This window comes from Pseudomonas sp. TWRC1-2 (assembly GCF_049896685.1).
Taxonomy (GTDB): domain Bacteria; phylum Pseudomonadota; class Gammaproteobacteria; order Pseudomonadales; family Pseudomonadaceae; genus Aquipseudomonas.
In genome coordinates this window covers 365,143-385,439 of the sequence record NZ_JAFCUU010000004.1, presented here as the reverse complement: position 1 = coordinate 385,439, position 20,297 = coordinate 365,143, and the positions used below count along the sequence as shown (strand labels likewise).

19 protein-coding genes and 1 pseudogene are annotated in these 20,297 nt (G+C 57.6%); 10 read left to right on the top strand and 10 right to left on the bottom strand.

The window, feature by feature from the left end:
* The first annotated feature begins 77 nt into the window (after positions 1–77).
* The gene (sthA, locus tag ACP7B3_RS14365; RefSeq protein ID WP_005786183.1) at positions 78–1,472 is read left to right on the top strand and encodes a Si-specific NAD(P)(+) transhydrogenase; all 1,395 of its coding nucleotides are present in this window, start codon (positions 78–80) and stop codon (positions 1,470–1,472) included.
* 42 nt (positions 1,473–1,514) lie between these two features.
* Here sthA and ACP7B3_RS14360 read toward each other — a convergent pair whose 3' ends face one another.
* Together ACP7B3_RS14360 and ACP7B3_RS14355 are read right to left on the bottom strand one after the other, a co-directional pair.
* Entirely contained in the window at positions 1,515–2,237 is a 723-nt protein-coding gene (locus ACP7B3_RS14360; protein WP_106576925.1) for a glycerophosphodiester phosphodiesterase, read from the bottom strand.
* A gap of 44 nt (positions 2,238–2,281) precedes the next feature.
* The gene (locus tag ACP7B3_RS14355; RefSeq protein ID WP_242193941.1) at positions 2,282–2,866 is read right to left on the bottom strand and encodes a PilZ domain-containing protein; all 585 of its coding nucleotides are present in this window, start codon (positions 2,864–2,866) and stop codon (positions 2,282–2,284) included.
* A 94-nt stretch (positions 2,867–2,960) separates the two neighbouring features.
* Between ACP7B3_RS14355 and ACP7B3_RS14350 the strand changes: the two genes are divergently transcribed.
* Genes ACP7B3_RS14350 through ACP7B3_RS14340 form a run of 3 tightly spaced genes read left to right on the top strand, consistent with a single transcriptional unit; the run spans position 2,961 to position 6,207 of the window.
* Complete coding sequence (locus ACP7B3_RS14350) at positions 2,961–4,211, top strand: lipoprotein-releasing ABC transporter permease subunit (protein ID WP_119739210.1); 1,251 nt, start codon at positions 2,961–2,963, stop codon at positions 4,209–4,211.
* 7 nt (positions 4,212–4,218) lie between these two features.
* Positions 4,219–4,902, top strand: a complete 684-nt coding sequence (lolD, locus tag ACP7B3_RS14345; protein ID WP_017477213.1) for a lipoprotein-releasing ABC transporter ATP-binding protein LolD — start codon at positions 4,219–4,221, stop codon at positions 4,900–4,902.
* Between the two features lie 60 nt (positions 4,903–4,962).
* Positions 4,963–6,207, top strand: coding sequence for a lipoprotein-releasing ABC transporter permease subunit (locus ACP7B3_RS14340; protein ID WP_106576921.1), 1,245 nt, complete (start codon positions 4,963–4,965; stop codon positions 6,205–6,207).
* A gap of 107 nt (positions 6,208–6,314) precedes the next feature.
* On the opposite strand, the gene ACP7B3_RS14335 is transcribed toward ACP7B3_RS14340, so the two are convergent.
* Together ACP7B3_RS14335 and ACP7B3_RS14330 are read right to left on the bottom strand one after the other, a co-directional pair.
* Positions 6,315–7,670 (bottom strand): heavy metal sensor histidine kinase, encoded by a 1,356-nt coding sequence (locus ACP7B3_RS14335; RefSeq protein WP_426179514.1) that lies wholly within the window; start codon positions 7,668–7,670, stop codon positions 6,315–6,317.
* On the bottom strand, positions 7,667–8,347 hold the full coding sequence (locus tag ACP7B3_RS14330; RefSeq protein WP_145163057.1) for a heavy metal response regulator transcription factor: 681 nt from the start codon (positions 8,345–8,347) through the stop codon (positions 7,667–7,669). The genes ACP7B3_RS14335 and ACP7B3_RS14330 overlap by 4 nt, the downstream gene beginning before the upstream one ends.
* A 156-nt stretch (positions 8,348–8,503) precedes the next feature.
* Between ACP7B3_RS14330 and ACP7B3_RS14325 the strand changes: the two genes are divergently transcribed.
* Both ACP7B3_RS14325 and queF read left to right on the top strand, forming a co-directional pair.
* Positions 8,504–9,025 carry a cupredoxin domain-containing protein gene (locus ACP7B3_RS14325; protein WP_426179297.1) on the top strand — a complete coding sequence of 174 codons (522 nt, stop codon included), beginning with the start codon at positions 8,504–8,506 and terminating at the stop codon, positions 9,023–9,025.
* A gap of 66 nt (positions 9,026–9,091) precedes the next feature.
* Positions 9,092–9,922, top strand: a complete 831-nt coding sequence (queF, locus tag ACP7B3_RS14320) for an NADPH-dependent 7-cyano-7-deazaguanine reductase QueF (RefSeq protein WP_426179295.1) — start codon at positions 9,092–9,094, stop codon at positions 9,920–9,922.
* A gap of 136 nt (positions 9,923–10,058) precedes the next feature.
* Here the strand turns inward: queF and ACP7B3_RS14315 are convergent, their stop codons facing one another.
* On the bottom strand, positions 10,059–10,325 hold the full coding sequence (locus ACP7B3_RS14315; RefSeq protein ID WP_106576917.1) for a DUF4404 family protein: 267 nt from the start codon (positions 10,323–10,325) through the stop codon (positions 10,059–10,061).
* 110 nt (positions 10,326–10,435) lie between these two features.
* Positions 10,436–11,044: an HAD family phosphatase gene (locus ACP7B3_RS14310; RefSeq protein ID WP_145163061.1), complete on the bottom strand. Its 609-nt coding sequence runs from the start codon at positions 11,042–11,044 to the stop codon at positions 10,436–10,438.
* A gap of 196 nt (positions 11,045–11,240) precedes the next feature.
* Here ACP7B3_RS14310 and ACP7B3_RS14305 point away from each other — a divergent pair, with 196 nt between their 5' ends.
* Positions 11,241–11,930, top strand: coding sequence for an MlaA family lipoprotein (locus ACP7B3_RS14305; protein ID WP_106576915.1), 690 nt, complete (start codon positions 11,241–11,243; stop codon positions 11,928–11,930).
* 60 nt (positions 11,931–11,990) lie between these two features.
* Here ACP7B3_RS14305 and ACP7B3_RS14300 read toward each other — a convergent pair whose 3' ends face one another.
* Entirely contained in the window at positions 11,991–12,287 is a 297-nt protein-coding gene (locus ACP7B3_RS14300) for a PilZ domain-containing protein (RefSeq protein ID WP_145163063.1), read from the bottom strand.
* Positions 12,288–12,563: 276 nt separating this feature from the next.
* Here ACP7B3_RS14300 and rssB point away from each other — a divergent pair, with 276 nt between their 5' ends.
* Positions 12,564–13,745: a two-component system response regulator RssB gene (gene rssB / locus ACP7B3_RS14295; RefSeq protein WP_159954928.1), complete on the top strand. Its 1,182-nt coding sequence runs from the start codon at positions 12,564–12,566 to the stop codon at positions 13,743–13,745.
* On the top strand, positions 13,745–14,227 hold the full coding sequence (gene rssC / locus ACP7B3_RS14290; protein WP_003172602.1) for an anti-sigma factor antagonist RssC: 483 nt from the start codon (positions 13,745–13,747) through the stop codon (positions 14,225–14,227). Before rssB ends, rssC begins: the two co-directional genes overlap by 1 nt.
* Positions 14,228–14,428: 201 nt before the next feature.
* Here rssC and tal read toward each other — a convergent pair whose 3' ends face one another.
* Both tal and dusA read right to left on the bottom strand, forming a co-directional pair.
* A complete protein-coding gene (gene tal / locus ACP7B3_RS14285; protein ID WP_145163069.1) occupies positions 14,429–15,355 on the bottom strand; it encodes a transaldolase in 927 nt (308 codons plus the stop codon).
* Positions 15,356–15,850: 495 nt separating this feature from the next.
* Positions 15,851–16,846: a tRNA dihydrouridine(20/20a) synthase DusA gene (gene dusA / locus ACP7B3_RS14280; RefSeq protein ID WP_426179291.1), complete on the bottom strand. Its 996-nt coding sequence runs from the start codon at positions 16,844–16,846 to the stop codon at positions 15,851–15,853.
* 251 nt (positions 16,847–17,097) lie between these two features.
* On the opposite strand from dusA, the pseudogene ACP7B3_RS14275 reads away from it, so the two are divergent.
* Positions 17,098–17,187: pseudogene (locus tag ACP7B3_RS14275) on the top strand (BrnA antitoxin family protein); the annotation flags it as partial.
* Between the two features lie 150 nt (positions 17,188–17,337).
* Here the strand turns inward: ACP7B3_RS14275 and ACP7B3_RS14270 are convergent.
* Positions 17,338–19,776: an AAA family ATPase gene (locus tag ACP7B3_RS14270; RefSeq protein WP_426179289.1), complete on the bottom strand. Its 2,439-nt coding sequence runs from the start codon at positions 19,774–19,776 to the stop codon at positions 17,338–17,340.
* Positions 19,777–20,297: the final 521 nt, after the last annotated feature.

Here is a 20,297-nt window from a genome sequence, read left to right as displayed (position 1 = left end):
GTCCTTCATGCCCGCTGGCCGCGGCATGATTTAGCCAGGCGTCCAACCGTACGCCTGGCCTGTTCTGAGGAGTACGCATGGCTGTCTACAACTACGACGTGGTGGTACTGGGTTCCGGCCCGGCTGGAGAAGGTGCGGCGATGAACGCCGCCAAAGCTGGGCGCAAGGTGGCGATGGTCGATAGCCGTCGCCAGGTCGGCGGTAACTGCACCCACCTGGGTACCATCCCGTCCAAGGCCTTGCGTCACTCGGTGCGCCAGATCATGCAGTTCAACACCAACCCGATGTTCCGGGCCATTGGTGAGCCGCGCTGGTTCTCGTTCCCGGACGTATTGAAAAGCGCCGAAAAAGTTATCTCCAAGCAAGTCGCGTCGCGCACCGGCTACTACGCCCGTAACCGCGTCGACCTGTTCTTCGGCACCGGCAGTTTTGCCGACGAGCAGACCGTCGAAGTGGTCTGCGCCAACGGCGTGGTCGAGAAGCTGGTGGCCAAGCACATCATCATCGCCACCGGTTCGCGCCCGTATCGCCCGGCCGATATCGATTTCCACCACCCGCGTATCTACGATAGCGACACCATCCTGAGCCTGGGCCACACCCCGCGCAAATTGATCATCTACGGCGCCGGCGTGATCGGCTGTGAATACGCCTCGATCTTCAGCGGCCTGGGTGTATTGGTGGAGCTGGTGGATAACCGCGACCAGTTGCTGAGCTTCCTCGACTCGGAAATTTCCCAGGCGTTGAGCTACCACTTCAGCAACAACAACATCACCGTGCGCCACAACGAAGAGTACGAGCGGGTCGAAGGCCTGGACAACGGTGTGATCCTGCACCTCAAGTCCGGCAAGAAGATCAAGGCCGACGCCTTGCTGTGGTGCAACGGCCGTACCGGCAACACCGACAAGCTGGGCATGGAAAACATCGGCGTGAAGGTCAACAGCCGTGGCCAGATCGAAGTCGACGAGAACTACCGCACCTGCGTGACCAACATCTATGGCGCCGGTGACGTGATCGGCTGGCCAAGCCTGGCCAGTGCCGCGCATGACCAGGGCCGTTCAGCGGCCGGCAGCATTGTCGACAACGGCAGCTGGCGCTATGTGAACGACGTGCCAACCGGTATCTACACGATTCCGGAGATCAGCTCGATCGGCAAGAACGAGCACGAACTGACCAAGGCCAAGGTGCCTTACGAAGTCGGCAAGGCGTTCTTCAAGAGCATGGCGCGTGCGCAGATCGCCGGTGAGCCGCAAGGCATGCTCAAGATCCTGTTCCACCGCGAGACCCTGGAAGTCCTCGGCGTGCATTGCTTCGGCTACCAGGCCTCGGAGATCGTGCACATCGGCCAGGCCATCATGAACCAGCCGGGTGAGCAAAATACCCTCAAGTACTTTGTGAACACCACGTTCAACTACCCGACCATGGCCGAAGCCTATCGGGTAGCGGCCTACGACGGCCTCAACCGGCTTTTTTGAGCGGCTCCGGCCGGTGGCCTGAGCCGGCCGGGGAGACCGATTTCAGTAATTCTCGAGGGTGGCAGTGGCCAAACCGGGAAAGTCTGTAATCAGGCTATCTACGCCGAAGTCAGCGAGCCTGCGCATCAGCGCCGGTTCGTTGACCGTCCACACGGACACGTGCAGACCCTGGCGCTGGGCTTTTTCCAGACGCTCGGGGGTGCACAACGTCCAGTTCAATGCCAGGTATTCACAGCCGTAGTTTTGCGCGACCTTCAGCGGGTCGAGCCAGGCGTATTCGGCGACCAGGCCGCGTGACAGGTCCGGGGTAAGCTCCACGGCCGCTTTCAAGACTTCCCGCGAACTTGAGGTCACGGTGACCTTGTCCATCAGGCCATGACGCACAGCCATCTCACGAATTGCCAGTACGGTCGTCGCGGCGCGGGTGCGCGAAGCGCTTTTGACTTCCAGCTGCCAGTGATCGAAGTCGCATTTTTCGAACAGCTCTTCAAGGCGTGGGATCGGGCAGGGGCTGACCCAGCCCGGGCCGCCTTTGCGCGCGTCCATCTTCACAAGGTCGGCTGCCGAATACTCGACGACTTTGCCGCGCCGGTCGGTGGTGCGTTTGAGGGTCGGGTCGTGGATGACCATCAACTCGCCGTCCATGGACAGGTGCAAATCCAGTTCGCAGCGGCGTACGCCGTGCTTGAGGCACTCCTGAAAGCTGGTCAGGGTGTTTTCCGGTGCTTCGCCTTTGGCACCGCGGTGGCCATAAATCAGGGTCACAGTTGCTCCTTTGCGCCAGATAGCCCGGCGGGGTCATACGAGATTCAGGTGTCTTGGGCGTCGCTTTGTTCCCGCGCCAGGCGTCGTTCCTGGGCTTGTTTCTGCAGGATATAGCGCGCCAGCAATTGGCGTTGGGCATCGGTCATCGATTCGAATTCCGTGCCCACGTCAAAGCCGTCGCCCTTGGCGTCGCAATGCGTCACGCGGGCACGCAGCAGCAAGCCGAGCGCCTGGGGCATCAATACCAGCTTGACCGCCAGGTGCGTGTCGGGCGCCAGCGGCGTTGGGTGCTGGAAGTCGATACCGCCTTCGGAAAGGATCACCGGCTGCGGCGCGCCCACCTCATCGAGCAGGCCGCGCGCCATGATCTGGCTGAGCAGGTCCACGCGTTTGTTCTGGACTTTGAGGAAGGCGGCCAGGCTGCGATCTTTCTCGCTGATCTGGCGCAGCAGGTGCTGGGCTTCGAATTCGCTGAGGTGCAATTCGCTGAGCAGGTTGAACAGCGGCGAATCATCCAGCAACACTTCCTTGCTCGCCGCTTCGGGGGCAGAGAGGGTGCTGATTTGAAGTGCGATCATGTCGTCGATACGGTAGTATTCGCGGCGTTCTTCTTCATCTAATGTCGACATGGCGAACCCAAAGTAGCGGTAATGGTCTGAGTGTAAAGCTGCTTACCTGACCCCGCCACCGGGACGTCTTCTTTTCCTCCGAACAAGCCCCGACATGTTCAGACCTCTCTTCGTATTTATTGGCACGCGTTATACCCGTGCAAAGCGTCGCAATCATTTTGTGTCGTTCATTTCCCTGACCTCGATGATCGGGCTCGCCTTGGGCGTGGTCGTGATGATCGTGGTGCTGTCGGTGATGAACGGCTTCGATCATGAGATGCGCACCCGCGTGCTGGGCATGGTGCCCCACGCGACCATCGAGGGCGATTCGCCCATCAGCGACTGGCCAAGCCTTGCCGACAAGGTCAAGCAGAACCCCAAGGTGGTGGCCGTTGCGCCGTTTACCCAGATGCAGGGGCTGCTGACCAACGACGGCAAGGTGCAGAAGATCCTGCTCAATGGCATCGACCCGGCCCAGGAACGTAACGTGTCGATCATCGACAAGTTCATGTTGCAGGGCAAACTCGACGACCTGGCGCCCGGCAGCTTCGGCATCGTGATCGGCGACAAGGCGGCCGCCAAGCTCGGCGTGGGCGTCGGCGATAAGCTGACGTTTGTTGCTCCGGAAGTGACCGTGACCCCGGCCGGCATGTTCCCGCGCATGAAGCGCTTCACTGTGGTCGGCACCTTCCACGTCGGTGCCGGCGAGATCGATGGCTACCTCGGCCTGACCAACCTCACCGACCTGGCGCGCCTGCATCGCTGGAAGCCGGATCAGGTGCAGGGCCTGCGCCTCAAATTCAACGATCTGTTCGACGCCCCGCGCGGCGCCTGGGAAATCGCCCAGCATCTGGGTGAATCCCAGTATTACGCCCGCGACTGGACCCGCACCCACGGCAACCTCTACCAGGCCATCCGCATGGAAAAAGCCATGATCGGCCTGCTGTTGCTGCTGATCGTCGCTGTGGCCGCGTTCAACATCATTTCCACGCTGGTGATGGTGGTGAACGACAAGAAAGGCGACATCGCCATCCTGCGTACCCTGGGCGCCACGCCGGGGCAGATCATGGCGATCTTCATGGTGCAGGGCACCGTGATCGGCGTGGTCGGCACCTTGATCGGCACCGCGGTCGGCATCCTGGCCGCGCTGAACGTCAGCGCCGCCATCGCCGCGCTGGAAAAAGTCATCGGTCACAAGTTTCTCAACGCCGACGTTTACTTCATCGACTACTTGCCGTCCCAGGTTCAGGCCCAGGACGTGTTGATGGTAGGCGGCGCCGCGTTGGTATTGAGCTTCCTTGCCACCCTGTATCCAGCCTGGCGCGCGGCACGTACCCAGCCAGCACAGGCCTTACGTTATGAGTGAATCGGGCATGAGTGAAAAAGCAATCCTGAGCTGCCGCAACCTGGGCAAATCCTACGAGGAAGGTCCGGAATCGGTGGTGGTGTTGTCCAACCTGCAACTTGAGCTGCACCCGGGCGAACGCGTGGCGATCGTCGGCAGTTCCGGCTCCGGCAAAAGTACCTTGCTCAACCTGTTGGGCGGCCTGGATACGCCGTCCCAGGGCAGCGTGTGGCTGGCTGGCGAAGAGCTGTCGGCCCTGGGTGAGAAGGCGCGTGGCCAACTGCGTAACCGCTCGTTGGGTTTTGTGTACCAGTTCCACCACCTGCTGCCGGAATTCACCGCGCTGGAAAACGTGTGCATGCCGCTGCTGATCGGCAAGACCGCGATCCCGGAAGCGCGCCAGCGCGCCAAGGCGTTGCTGGAGCGCGTCGGCCTCGGTCATCGCCTGGAGCACAAGCCGGCCGAGTTGTCCGGTGGCGAGCGCCAGCGTGTAGCGATTGCCCGTGCCCTGGTCAACAACCCAGGCCTGGTGATGCTCGATGAGCCAACCGGCAACCTCGACTCCCACACTGCCCAGGGCATCAAGGATTTGATGCTCGAACTGAGCACCCAGATGCGCACCGCGTTCCTGGTGGTGACCCATGACATGAGCATGGCCCGCCAGATGGACCGCGTGCTGCACCTGCAGGAAGGTCACTTGGTCGCCATCTGACCCGTTTCAAGCCCGGCGCCTGGCGCTGGGCTTTTTCATTTTTTTAAACGGTGCCCGCGAATGTTCAGACCGTTATCGATTTTCATCGGCACGCGCTATACCCGCGCCAAGCGCCGCAACCGTTTTGTTTCGTTTATCTCGATGACCTCGATGATCGGCCTCGCCCTGGGCGTGTTGGCGATGATCGTGGTGTTGTCGGTGATGAACGGCTTCCAGCGCGAAATGAGCTCACGCATCCTCGGCATGGTGCCCCACGCGACCATCGTCGGCGTGAACCCGATTGATGACTGGCAGCCGGTGGCCGCCGCCGCCATGAAGAACCCGCAAGTGACTGCCGCCGTACCATTCACGCAGATGGACGGGATGTTCTCCTACAAGGGCGCGATGCAGCCGATCGAGATCAGCGGCGTAGACCCGGCCCAGGAAGGCAAAGTTTCGATCGTGGCCCAGCACATCGTGCGCGGCAAACTGGACGACCTGAAGGCCGGCGAGTTCGGTGTGGTCATCGGCGACATCACTGCACGGCGCTTCCGCCTGAACGTGGGTGACAAGCTGACCCTGATCGTGCCCGAAATCAGCACGGCACCGGGTGGCATCACCCCACGCATGCAGCGGCTCAACGTGGTCGGTATCTTCAAGGTCGGCGCCGAGCTGGATGGCTCCATGGCCCTGATCAACATGGCCGACGCCGCCGAAATCCAGCATTGGCAGCCTAACCAGGTGCAAAGCGTGCGCCTGGCGGTGAAAGACCTGTACGCGGCACCGAAGGTCTCGGCGGACATCGCCGCCAGCCTCGGCGCGGCCTACAAGCCGGATGACTGGACCCACACCCAAGGCAGCCTGTTCAGCGCGATGAAGATGGAAAAGACCATGATCGGCCTGTTGCTGCTGATGATCGTCGCCGTCGCCGCGTTCAACATCATCGCCACCTTGATCATGGTGGTGAACGACAAGGGCGCCGACATCGCGATCTTGCGCACCATTGGCGCCACGCCACGGCAGATCATGGCGATCTTCATGGTGCAGGGCACCGTGATCGGCATCGTCGGCACCTTGATCGGCGGCGTGCTGGGCGTGATTGCAGCGCTCAACGTGAGCGAACTGGTGGGTTGGCTGGAGCGCGTGACCGGGCAACATATCTTCAGTTCGGACGTGTATTTCGTCAGCAACCTGCCTTCGGAACTGCAGGGTGGGGATGTACTGCTGATTTGCACGGCCGGGTTCGTGTTGAGCTTTTTGGCGACGATTTACCCGGCGTATCGGGCGGCGAAGATTGAGCCGGCGCATGCGCTCAGGTATTCGTAAGGGCTGAGACCGCTATCGCAGGCAAGCCAGCTCCCACATTTGAATGTATTCACACATCAAAAATGTGGGAGTCGGGCTTGCCCGCGATGGGGCCGGAGCAGCTTGCATCAATCCCCCTTGGGCAACTCAATCACAAACCGCGTCCACCCAGCTTCAGACTCACAATAAATCCTCCCCCCATGCGCCCGCACAATCGACTGGGTAATCGCCAGCCCCAGCCCCGCATGCTCACTGCTGCCTTCACGGCGCGCCGGGTCCGCCCGATAAAACCGATCAAACAACCGCGGTAACAACGCCGCCGGAATACCTTCGCCCATATTCTCCACGGTCAGCGTCACACCCCGCGCGGTTTCAGCCATCCGCACCCGCACCTCGCCACCGGCCGGGGTAAACCTGAGCGCGTTATCGAGCAAATTCGACAACGCCCGGCGCAACATGCCGCGATCACCCGCCGTATACGCCGTGCCCTCGCGCACCAGGCTGACGTGCGCGTCCTCGGCCAGCAACGCGAAGAACTCGATCAACGCTTCCACTTCATCGCCCAGCACCAAGGCCTCGCGCTTGGGCATGAGCAAGCCGTGGTCGGCCTTGGCCAGGTACAACATGTCATTCACCAGCTGGGCCATCCACTGCAACTCTTCCAGGTTGCTGTGCAGCGCCTCGCGGTAGTCCTCCAGCGGGCGCGGCTGGGTGAGGATGACTTGGGTGTGGGTGAGCAGGTTGGAGAGGGGCGTGCGCAGTTCGTGGGCGATATCGGCGGAGAAGGCCGAGAGGCGTTGGAAGGCGTCGTCCAGGCGCCCGAGCATGGCGTTGAAGGCCTGGGCCAGTTCAGCCAACTCCACCGGCATGTGCTGTTGCGGCAGGCGTTGGGTCAGCGAGTGCGCCGACACGCTGGCGGCCACTTCGCCCATGCGCCTTAGCGGCCGCAACCCGCTGCGCGCAGCCCAGGCGCCGAGCAGCGCGGTGGCCAGGGCCGAGAGGCCGACGGTCAGCCAGATCAGGTGCTGCATGCGTTGCAGGAAGTGCTGGTGATGGGTGATGTCGAGCATCAGCGTCAATTGCGGCGAGCCGGGTTGGCCGGCGACCAGCGGCGCGTTGTACACGCGATACTCAGTCCCGGCATTTTGCAGGCTGTGCAAGCCCGGCGCTTCAGGCAGGCTGATGCCGGGCGCGCCGTCAAACCAGCGCTGGCCTTGGGCAGTAACGCGCAGCGCCAGTTCGGGTTGGCGATTGAGCTCGGCGCGCAGTTGCGCCTCGCGTTGCGCAAATAATTGTGGCGAGTCGACCCCCTGCAAAGTGCTGCGCAGCGCCACCAGCTGGCTGTCGAGTTGTTGCTGGTCCAGCTCGATAAAGTGCGCCTCACTGGCGTGGTTGAACAGCACGCCGGCGAGCAACGAAACCACGGCGGTGCACGCCGCAAACAGCAGCGCCAGACGGCTGGCCAGGGACAGGCGCTTGATCAATTGCACCGCTCCTCCAGCACATACCCCATGCCGCGCACGGTGTGGATCAGTTTGTTGGGGAAGTGGTCGTCGACTTTCAGGCGCAAACGGCGGATCGCCACTTCGATGATGTTGGTGTCGCTGTCGAAGTTCATGTCCCACACCTGCGAGGCGATCAGCGACTTGGGCAGTACTTCGCCCTGGCGGCGCAGCAGCAGTTCCAGCAGGGAAAACTCCTTGGCGGTGAGGTCGATGCGCTGGCCGTCGCGTTCGACGCGGCGGCGGATCAGGTCCAGGCGCAGGTCGGCCAGTTGCAGCGCGGTTTCCTGTGGCGCGCTGCTGCCACGGCGTAACAGGCTGCGCACGCGGGCCAGCAGTTCGGAAAAGGCGAAAGGCTTGACCAGGTAATCGTCGGCGCCCAGTTCCAGGCCGTGCACGCGGTCTTCCACGGCATCGCGGGCAGTGAGGAAAAGCACCGGAATGTCCAGGCCGGCGCTGCGTACCGCTTGCAGAATTTGCCAGCCGTCGCGGCCCGGCAGCATCACGTCGAGGATCAGCAAGTCGTAATCACCGGTCAGTGCCAAGTGTTGCCCGGTGGTGCCGTCGGCCACCAGCTCGGTGGTAAAGCCCGCCTCGCTCAGGCCCTGGCGCAGGTAATGGCCGGTTTTCGGTTGGTCTTCGACGATCAGCAGTTTCATGGGCGACTCTTGGCAGCGGTGAGCAACGGGTTTTATACCGTGGGTGCCAGGGCAGGGGCGCAACCTGACAAAGTTGTAATTTAGCAGTCAGCTGGCTGGCAGCGGCGCCATCTTAGAGTGCTGACAGAGCTGTTCACACACTTTTGGAGAATCGAGATGGCACTGCGTACACCTCTGATATTGGCGGGTTGCCTGTTGGCATTGAGTTTTGATGCGCTGGCGGACACGGCCCACACCTTTGCGTTCGGCCAGCCGGCAGCCGCCGATAAAGCCACGCGCACGGTGGAAGTGGTGCTGCAGGACATTTCCTTTTCGCCCAAGGCGTTGGACGTAAAAGCCGGTGAGACCGTGCGCTTTGTGCTGGTGAACAAAGGCCAATTGCTTCACGAATTCAACCTGGGCGACGCGGCGATGCACGCCGAACACCAGAAAGAAATGCTCAAGATGCAAGCCAGCGGCATGCTCACCGCCACTGGCATGGGCAAGATGGACCACAGCGCGATGGGGCACGGCGATATGGCGGGCATGCAGCATGACGATCCCAACAGCGTGCTGGTCGAGCCGGGCAAGACCGCTGAGCTGACCTGGACCTTCACTAAGGCCACGGGCCTGGAGTTTGCCTGCAATATTCCGGGGCATTATCAGGCGGGCATGGTCGGCACGCTGACCGTTGAGTGAGGCGATTCTTAAGGGCGGGAGCAAAGGCTGGTAGACTGGCGCGGTTTATTTAGCCAGGTTTCCGCCATGCATCCCGCAGCCGAACATTCGCCGCTGGGCAAGTCCAGTGAATACATCTCCACTTACACCCCATCGTTGCTGTTCCCGATCCCTCGCGCCGCCAAATGGGCCGAGCTGGGCCTGAGCGCCGACACCCTGCCTTACAAGGGTGTGGATTTCTGGAACTGCTTCGAGCTGTCCTGGCTGCTGCCGTCGGGCAAGCCGGTGGTGGCCATCGGTGAGTTCAGCATCCCGGCCGACTCGCCGAACATCATCGAGTCCAAGTCTTTCAAGCTGTACCTCAATTCGCTGAACCAGACCGCGTTTGCCGACACGGCAAGCCTGGAAGCGACACTGCGCACCGACCTCAGCGCTGCCGCTGGCAAGCCGGTCAGCGTGCGCATCCGCAGCCTGGCCGAGGTTGAAGCCGAGGGCGTGCAAGCCCTGCCGGGCGTGTGCATTGACGACCTCGACATCAGCGTCAGCAACTACGAACACCCGCGCCCGGAACTGCTGCGTTGCGATGACTCGCGCATCGTCGAGGAGAGCGTGCACAGCCACCTGCTCAAATCCAACTGCCCGGTCACCAGCCAGCCGGATTGGGGCAGTGTGGTGGTCGAGTACCGTGGCCACGCGTTGGATCACGCCAGCCTGCTGGAATATATCGTCAGCTTTCGCCAGCACTCGGACTTCCATGAGCAATGTGTGGAGCGGATCTTTCTCGACCTGCAGCGCTTGCTCAAGCCGCAGAAGCTGACCGTGTATGCGCGCTATGTGCGCCGCGGCGGGTTGGATATCAACCCGTATCGCAGCACTGAGGCTGTGCAGTTCCAGAACCTGCGCCTGGCCCGCCAGTAGCCTTCACGCAAAACAAATGTGGGAGCGGGCTTGCCTGCGATAGCGGTCTTTCAGTCATACATCTGGCGACTGATACACCGTCATCGCAGGCAAGCCAGCTCCCACATTTTGGTTGTGTGTTCGGCTTGGGCTCGGGTTAGATCCCGATATTGCCCAAGGTCACCACAATATTGCGCAAGGTCCCGGCAATGCCCGGGTGGTCCAGCTCGAAGCGTTCCACCGCCAGGTTCACGCCATCGGCAATGCTGGGGTCCTGAATCGCGCCTTCCAAAGGCTCTTGAACTTCAAGTTCGGCAATCAATGCTTCGAGTTCGTCGCGTTTCTCCGCCGACATCAGCGGGTCGCTATTCAATTGCTCGCGCAATTCTCTGACTTGGTCTTTCAGCTGTTCGCGGGCAGGCATGGCGTTCTTCCTTTTATCGATAGGCACTGGCATAGACCGCGGCACGCCGGGAAAGGTCTACGGGCTGACCAGTAGATTAATCCACCGGCGCCGACCGTGCATGATCTCGATCAGGGCTTCTCGCCTTTGAGCTGGCGCAGGCTGATGTCCGCCAGGCAGGTGCCGAGCTCGCCGAGGTGATCGATCACCGAGTGCACGCCCAAGCCATACAGTGCCACCGTGGCCTTGCCGCGCTTGTGCTCGCGTTGCTGCTCGGTCAGCGCCTGCCATTGTTCGGGCGCCAGGCCGCACAGCGAGCCGCAGGATGCCAGGCCAATGGTCCACAACCCGGCATTCAGGCCCGATTGCAGCAGGCGCGGTTCGCCGCTGACCAGCACGCAGCCTTCAAGGCGTTCGATGTTCAATTCCATCAAGGCCTGCCAGCACGCATGCGGCGCCGGCCAGCGAATCGAGGAGGGCGATGCTGCTTTGAGCCAATCAGGCAGCACGGCGGCCAGAGGGGTGGTTACCGCGGCAGGGAGTTCATCCAGCCAGGCGCAGGGCACGCCCTGGTCTTTGAGGCTGCGCAGAATCTTCAGCGCGCCAGGTGTGGCGTGAGAGTCGGGGCAAGGGCTATCGGTGCGCGCCTGGGAACCAAAATCCACCAGGCAGCCACTAAGGCCAAACAGTACGGCAGTCAAGGCGGGTGCGCTGGCGACGGCAATCTCGGCGTGAGGCATTTTCAACATCCCTGAAATAGCTGTGACGCTATCGAGGCTGGATGACAAGCGCGTGACATCGGCCGTAATTGTAGGAAATTTGTGCATTTCCTATGAGAGCGATCCTACTGGATGCCTTATTCGACACTTCCGTCATATACTGACGGCCTTATTCAGGGCATAGCGCCCATGACAGACCATTCAAGGAGCAAAAGCTATGCGCTGGAGCCACTATTTCGCTCAGCTATCTGTGTGTGCCACTGTTCTTTTGGCCCCGTTCGCCGCTAACGCTGCGTCGGAAGACGATCCATGGGAAGCCGTTAACCGTCCGATCTTCACCTTCAACGACACCGTTGACACTTACGCGCTCAAGCCATTGGCCCAGGGCTATCAGTTTGTCACCCCGCAATTCGTCCAGACCGGCATTCATAACTTTTTCCGCAACATCGGTGATGTCGGCAACTTTGCCAACGACGTTTTCCAGCTCAAGCCACACGCGGCCGGTGTCGACACCGCCCGTTTGCTGATGAACACCACCTTTGGCGTGTTGGGCTTTATTGATGTCGGCACCAAAATGGGGCTGCAACGCAACGACGAAGACTTCGGCCAGACCCTCGGTTACTGGGGCGTCGGCAGCGGTCCTTACGTGATGCTGCCGCTGCTCGGCCCAAGCACCTTGCGTGATGCGCCGTCCAAGTACGTCGACAGCTACACCCAACCGTATCGCTACATGAACGACATCGGCTGGCGTAACAGCACCTTCGGCCTGAACATCGTCGATACCCGTGCCAGCCTGCTCGACAGCGAGAAGCTGATCACCGGTGACAAGTACACGTTCATCCGTAACGCTTACCTGCAAAACCGCGAGTTCAAGGTTAAAGACGGCAAGGTCGTCGACGATTTTTAAGCCGTGACGTTTTGAAATGAAAAAGGCGACCCGAGTGGTCGCCTTTTTTGTGCGCAGCTTTTAGTGCATTTTCAGGATCTTGAGGCCCAGGTGCTGGCGCTCGCCCTCGTTTTTGGCCCACACCACTTCGGTATCTGCCTCCAGGCCCGCGAGGGCGGCGTGCTCTGAGTCAATGCGCACGGTCAGCCGGTCGCCCACCTGAAACTGGCGGGGTGCCTCAACCTGCATGCCGGAGCTGGAAAGGTCCACGCAGACCCCGGCAATCTCCTGCCCAGCGTGGATCAGCGATACATCGGCATCCACTCGCATGCGGATGAAATCGCGTTTTTCGGCGTAGTCGCGCTCGTGTTCGCTCACGGGTTCCATCCTTACTTTGTGTTGTGGTCGTGGGTGTTCTTATAACTCCCGGTGATTTGCGGTGTAAAGACGCCCGGCGACCATCGGCATGAGCTTGAAACCCCTGACGGATGGGAGTACCGTCTGCGCCTTAGAAGGGCACCTCTGCTTTACCGTTGTGCATGGGCAAAATCCCAATGCTTTGTAGGACAGAGTGGCTAGAAAGCGAATCCAGTACGTGAGCCCGGCCATTGCCGAGCCGCCTACGCCAACCTAATTCTGGCGCCGTTTGCCCACATGCAAAAAACCAGTGCCACGCTGCTGATAATCGATGACGACGAAGTAGTGCGCGCGAGCCTCGCGGCCTATTTGGAAGACAGTGGCTTCAGCGTCCTGCAGGCCAGCAATGGCCAACAGGGTCTCCAGGTATTCGAGCGCGACAAGCCCGACCTTGTGATCTGCGACCTGCGCATGCCCCAGATGGGCGGCCTCGAGCTGATTCGCCAGGTGACTGAGCTCGCCCCGCAGACGCCGGTGATTGTCGTGTCCGGTGCCGGCGTGATGAACGATGCCGTCGAGGCCCTGCGCCTGGGCGCCGCCGATTACCTGATCAAGCCCCTGGAAGACCTGGCCGTGCTGGAGCACTCGGTGCGCCGCGCACTCGACCGTGCCCGCCTGCTGCTGGAAAACCAGCGCTACCGCGAAAAGCTCGAAACCGCCAACCGCGAACTCGAAGCCAGCCTCAACCTGCTTCAGGAAGACCAGAACGCCGGTCGCCAGGTGCAGATGAACATGCTGCCGGTGAGCCCCTGGACCATTGATGAGTTCAAGTTTGCACACCAGATCATCCCGTCGTTGTACCTGTCGGGTGATTTTGTCGATTATTTCCGTGTGGATGAGCGGCGTGTGGCGTTCTACCTGGCCGACGTTTCCGGCCACGGTGCATCCTCAGCTTTTGTCACCGTGTTGTTGAAGTTCATGACCACACGGCTGTTGTTCGAATCCAAGCGCAATGGCACCTTGCCGGAGTTCACCCCCTCCGAGGTGCTGGGCCACATCAACCGAGGCCTGATCAGCTGCAAGCTGGGCAAGCACGTGACGATGGTCGGCGGCGTTATAGATGAAGAAACCGGTCTTTTGACTTACAGCATCGGCGGTCACCTGCCGATGCCGGTTTTATACACTCCAGACAGTGTGCGTTACCTGGAAGGCCGTGGTCTGCCGGTGGGCTTGTTCAATGAAGCCACCTACGAAGACCACATCCTGGAACTGCCGCCGACCTTCAGCCTGACGCTGATGTCCGACGGCATCCTGGACCTTCTTCCAGAGCCTACACTCAAAGAGAAAGAAGCCGCCTTGCCCCAAAAGGTCAAGTCGGCGGGCGGCAGCCTGGATGGCCTGCGGCAGGTTTTTGGATTGGCCACGCTAGGGGAGATGCCGGATGATATCGCCCTATTGGTGTTGAGCAGGAATCTTTGATGAGTACCGGAAGAATCCAATTCGCCGAGCAAGACGGGACCTTCGTCCTGAAGTTTGTCGGTGAAGTGCGCCTGACCTTGTGTTCGGCGCTGGATGCAACGATTGAGCGGATTTTCACAGCCCTGAATTTCTCGGCGATCGTGATCGATCTGACCGAAACCCGCAGCATCGACAGCACCACCCTGGGCCTGCTGGCCAAGTTGTCCATTCTGTCTCGGCAGAAGGTCGGCCTGTTGCCGACTGTGGTCACCACCCACGAAGACATCACCCGGCTGCTGCAGTCCATGGGCTTCGACCAGGTGTTCAACATCGTTGACCGCCCGATCCCGTGCCCGGAATGCCTGACCGACCTGCCATCGCAAGACCAGTCCGAAGAAGTGGTACGGGTCAAGGTGCTCGAAGCGCACAAGATCCTGATGGGCCTGAACGAGTCCAACCGCGAAGCCTTCCACGACCTCGTGAACGCCCTGGAACGCCACTAGGCTCCCTGTTGAAACCCAATCCAAATGTGGGAGCGGGCTTGCTCGCGAAAGCGGTGTGTCAGTCAGTAAATTTTTAGCTGACCGACCGCATTCGCGAGCAAGCCCGCTCCCACAGTTGAGCTGCGCTTGGCTTGGGACCAGCGAAAGGCACAAAAAAGGGCGGCACCCGCGAGGGTGCCGCCCTTTTTGCTGCCGCCGCTTTTACAGCTTGGCAGTCAACAGCGCCTCAAGCTTCTCCTGATCCCGAGCAAACTGACGAATCCCCTCCGCCAGCTTCTCAGTCGCCATCGCATCCTCGTTGGACTCCCAACGGAACTGCGCTTCAGTCAGGTGCACGCGCGCTTCACCGGCATGGCCTGGCGCCAACTTGCGCTCCAGCTTGCCTTCATCGGCCGCCAGCTTCTCCAGCAGATCCGGGCTGATGGTCAGACGATCACAGCCGGCCAGCTCTTCAATCTGGCTCAGGTTACGGAAGCTCGCACCCATCACCACGGTCTTGTAGCCATTGGCCTTGTAGTAGTTGTAGATGCGCGTCACCGACTGCACGCCCGGATCATCGGAACCGGTATAGTCGTTGCCGTTGGCCTTCTTGTACCAATCGTAGATACGGCCCACGAACGGCGAAATCAGGAACACCCCAGCCTCGGCACAGGCCACGGCCTGGGCAAACGAGAACAGCAGCGTCAGGTTGGTTTGAATGCCTTCTTTTTCCAGCTTCTCCGCCGCGCGGATGCCTTCCCAGGTGGAGGCGATCTTGATCAGCACACGGTCACGGCTGACGCCGGCCTTGTCGTACAGGTCGATCAGACGGTGCGCACGCTTGAGAATGGCGGCTTCATCGAACGACAGACGCGCATCCACCTCAGTGGAAATACGGCCCGGCACGACTTTCAGAATCTCTTGACCTACCGCCACCGCAAAACGGTCGCTGGCCAGGCCCACGTCGCCGTTGCAGTCCTTCACGCACTCATCCAGCAGCTTGGCATAGCCGGCGATCGACGCGGCCTTGAGCAGCAGGGAAGGGTTGGTAGTGGCGTCTTGCGGCTTGAGCTTGGCGAGGGTGGAAAAGTCGCCGGTATCGGCTACAACGGTGGTGAATTGCTTGAGTTGTTCCAGCTTGGAAGTCATGGGCGTGCTCTGTCCTGTGGGTCTGATGACATTACCCGAGCGCCGGCAGGCGCTCAAGGGCGCAAATGCGTTCGATCGTTTGCGAGGGCAACAACCTGAAAACAGCCGTTTGAATCACCGGCCGTACTGCTAACTAGGAGACCAAAACCGCCGACAGGTTCAACCCAACTGCCCTACGGACAACGCGGCCCTGTGGAAGCCGCCTCCCTGTGGAGAACAAGCTTGGTGTGGAGAGCAGGCTCCCTGTGGCGAGCAGGCTTGCCCTGCGTTGGGGCGCGCAGCGGCCCCAGTAAGGCTGATGCGACTTTTCAGTTAAAACACATTCATAGGTTTAGGGCCGCTTCGCACCCCAACGCAGGGCAAGCCTGCTCGCCACAACAGCCCAGTCACCAAACATCCCCCTGACACCCATCACCCAAAACTGTGGGAGCGGGCTTGCTCGCGAAAGCGGAGTGCCAGCCACCAAATAAACCCACTAACACCCATCCCGCTAAATCACCGCCCCTCCAACAACTCCCCAGCCTGATCCAACAACGCCAGCGGATCACTCGCCTTATGAATATCCACCGACAACAACTGCCGAAACTTACGCGCCCCAGGGAAACCCGTCCCCAACCCCAACACATGCCGAGTGATGTGATGCATCACCCCACCACTGGCCAAATGCTCCGCAATATAAGGCCGCAACTGCGCCAACGCTTCCGCCCGACTAATCACCGGCGCCTCACTGCCAAACAACCGCTGATCCACCTCCGCCAACAAATACGGATTGTGATAGGCCTCCCGCCCCAACATCACCCCATCAAACACCTGCAAATGTTCCTGGCACTGCTCCAGCGTCTTAATCCCGCCGTTGAGATTAATCTCCAACTCCGGAAAATCCTGCTTCAACTGCGCCGCCACGTCATAGCGCAACGGCGGAATATCGCGATTCTCCTTCGGCGACAACCCCTCCAGAATCGCAATCCGCGCATGCACCGTAAAACTGGTGCACCCGGCATCCCTCACCGTCCCAACGAAATCACACAACTCGGCATAACTGTCGCGCCCATTGATTCCGATCCGATGCTTCACCGTCACCGGAATCGACACCGCATCCCGCATCGCCTTCACGCAATCCGCCACCAAAGCCGGGTGCGCCATCAGGATCGCGCCGATCATATTGTTCTGCACCCGATCACTCGGGCAGCCGACGTTCAAGTTCACTTCGTCGTAACCGGCAGCCTCAGCCATACGCGCGCAGGCAGCCAGGTCAGCGGGGACACTGCCGCCCAGCTGCAGCGCGAGTGGATGCTCGGCTTCGTTGTGGCGCAGAAAGCGGTCGTGGTCGCCGTGCAGGATCGCGCCGGTGGTGACCATCTCGGTGTAGAGCAGGGCGTGCTTGGAGAGCAGGCGCAGGAAGTACCGGCAGTGGCGATCGGTCCAATCCATCATGGGGGCGACGGAGAAGCGGCGGGAGAGGGATTGAGGGGCAGCTGTGATTAAGGACATTGGGGAATCTGAATGGGTGAGGCAGAGGCGGGAAGTTTATCAGGATTGGGGCTGGGATCGGGTGAGGTTGGCGGCTAAACCGTAAAGGGCGTTGAATCTTCCGCCAGCTTCAGTGGTACCCAGCCATAGCAGCCTCAATGATTGTATTTAATCGGGATCTTAAATCGCTGGTCGCTGGGTTGGTTCGATAGGCCACCTTAGGAACGCTAAGTAAATCTGTCCCCTTTCTTGTTGATGTGCTTGAGTGATTCCGGGCCTCTGGGGCGGGCTGGCAAACGCGAATGAACGCCGCTTTGGCCGATTGGTTCAAGACGCACACACCAGATGAGTTGAAGACTTAGTCGCCGAAGATCACTCTTAAGCCAATTAGCTGTCGATAGGCGGCTTTTTACTGCTTGGTGATTAGCTCTGTTTAGGCAATGATATAAATAAACTCGTTCCCTTTTTCATGTGTGCGCCATTCATAATAGATGATGCAAATTATACTAAATTTATCTTGTTTTAAAATTTTCACTTCGTATAGTTCTGATTCCCTTCGCCCCTTTATTGACGATTCCATTGTTCTCTAATTTTACAAATGCGTCGTTGATAAAACCTTGCCATTGAGGGCGCGAAAAAACTTCTAGCTCTTTATTCCATTCGTACGTTTTTTTTGAAACTTCACCAACTTTGAATTCTATGCGATTATTCCTATAGCCGATGGTGAGTTCTCTGATTACCAGTGCCATAGCCACTCTGCCTTCAAGACTTAATTGAGTAAAAGCCGTTACTAGTTCGTTTTGAGTTGTCTCATACCTACTTTTGTGAAGAGCGCCAATCGCATATATTTGGGAAGGCAGGGACTTAATAACCTCTGCTGGATATTTTTCTCTCATGATAAATATGTTTATTGTTTCAATTATTTGGTGTTCGAAATCTGAATTTCGTTCATTATCAACGTTCATGCAGGCGTTGCATGTGCTGGAAGTTAAAACTCCAATTGTATGGGGTGTTAATTCTGAACATGTGTCACAGTGTTTTAACTCTAGGTGTTGTGGGTGAGTGTTTTTTTCTGCACCTATCAGGATAATTGTGTTTCTTGAATCTGGTGCCCATGTGTAGATGTTTGGCGTATTTGAATGGATGAAAAAGGCTTCTAGCAATAACCTCGTGGGTTCGCATGTTTGAACGGGCAATATATAAGCGTGCCAGATTTCTGACCAGGCCATGAAGAAAATATCATTTTGTGGTGTGACTTCAGAAGCGGGTTGGCTCTCAATTAATGTCTGTATTAGCGATTTAGAGGCTTCTGATTCGATTTGGTCTTTTTTTTCTAAGTAAAGTATTTTTCCTAGGTTTTCATATTTGCCTTTTTTTACATCGTGTGCATCTAGAATCACGATGCAACGTGATGTGGCACGTGAGTAAGCACAAAAGAATTCCGTGTTTGACATGTCAGTAGCTGCTAATATGACGACGACAGGACTCTCCAATCCTCTAAAACGTCCTATAGATTCTACTTTCACACCCTGAGGCACTATGCTTTGGTGAACAGCCATGTTAGACGGTGTCAGCACAATCACGTGTTGAGGTAATAACCCCTGAGATAGGATTTGATCAATTATTTGACGTAATGTGTTTTTTTGGTTGCCAGTGATTATCTCTGTAAGAGTGTCTTCGTCGCTTTGTCTTGAGTTTGTGATGGAGTGAGTTGGTTGTTGGAAGGTTTTTAAGCGCTCACAGACGCGCTTTGGCATCCGAAGGCTTTCGGTAAGAAAAAATGCTTGTTGCTGAAGATAACTTTCTATCTCAATTAGGCTCACGGGCTTCTCATACGGAAACGCTTGAGCCGCATCACACATTACAATGATCTTTTTAGTAGAAAAATGTTCAATAAATATTTCCCAAAACTCTTTGCGGATTACTTGGCCTTCGTCAATAATAAGAGTTGAATACTCACTTATAAAGCCCTGTTTACAAGCTTTTTTTAGGCTTGTTGCTGCTTGTTTTTCAAACCACTCTGATGTGAAGTCTGCTTTTTCGCCATTGTATGAAGAGGCTTTTGAACAAAGTGAGTATATTGTTGTTGCTTGAGTGTTGGTATGCTGTACTAACTCTTTTGACAGTTTTTGAGCCAGAAGTGAGTTAAACGTAATGCATAGTACGGACTTTCCTGCAGTAGAAAGTCTGCGAGCGGTTTCTACTGCTATAACTGTTTTTCCCGTGCCTGGCCAACCACTAATTATAAATCTATCATTTTTCAGCGCCCACTCTATACACTCTTGCTGTTCGGGCGTCAGTCGAAGCCACAGTTTATTGTCACTGTTTATTCTTGAGTGCCAGCAAGGAGCGTAGCTTGCAGTTGGAATTAACATTCCAATGATGGTTTCAATGGTTGACTTGTTGATAGGAGTAGATTGTAGGTTTTTTTTAAAGTAGCTCATAATTGAGCATATTTTTTCGTTAACTCGGTCTAAGTCATTAATGTCTAGTATTAACTTGATGGGGGATGGATGGTAGTTGTCCACCACACTAGGAGGTAGCTCTAAAGTGTTCATTTCTGAACCAGGGAAAAAGTAAGCACGTCCTATTTGAATTCGTACGCCGTTGTTTCTTAACCATTCTTGAATGGCAAATATACCACGGTTTAACTGCGCTACCGGATCGATGCTTGTATTGCTGTAGTAAAAACCCGATGAGTTATGTCCGAGTATTCCACCTTTTACCTCAAGCGCAAGAACTCCGAGGTCAGGGTGCAATATGAGAAAGTCAATTTCTCCAACGGGGCTTTTGTTGTTGTGTAACTCATGTATGAATGAAGATAACCATGGAATGCTATGGATAATTTGGAAGTCATTATCTAACTGTTCTTTAAGTAGCCGGTAAATAATCGGTTCTGCCACGTGGCTGTCATTGTATTTTGGTCCGTGAGGGGGATGCATTATTGCCATGTGATTGTCCGTATCAATAAAATACAATGTTAAGTATGTGTGCTTTCGACTATTACGTAGGTATTATAATTTACACTAAACCCTTTCGATGTATCAGTTGCTTTTTTTGAATCGTAATCGCTCGACTCTCGTCACTGACCAGTTCGCTTGAGGAGTGATTCTATGGGGATAAGTTTTTATCGTCCAGTCAGAAGTTTTGTTATTAGCAATTGTAAATCGGATAGCTACGCTGGATTTCTGAGCTTCCGCGTATGTCCAACCCCATCATTCCCTCGATAGGCGGCAAACGCCGCTTGGCGACTACCTCGTCTCCCTACTCCGCCTCACAATACTACGGAAGAATCCGTGTCAGGCACTGAGGAATCCCTGAGTTGAATCGGCAGGTGGTCGCGAGATGTGCCTGGGAGTGAATCGTTTTGCTCCGGGTATCGTTGTCTGACTCCGGTATCCTTCGATATCCTTGCTGAATGCCTCCGGTTTGAAAGGGTCAGCTAGTTGAAAACAAACGTTTTATCCAGCTT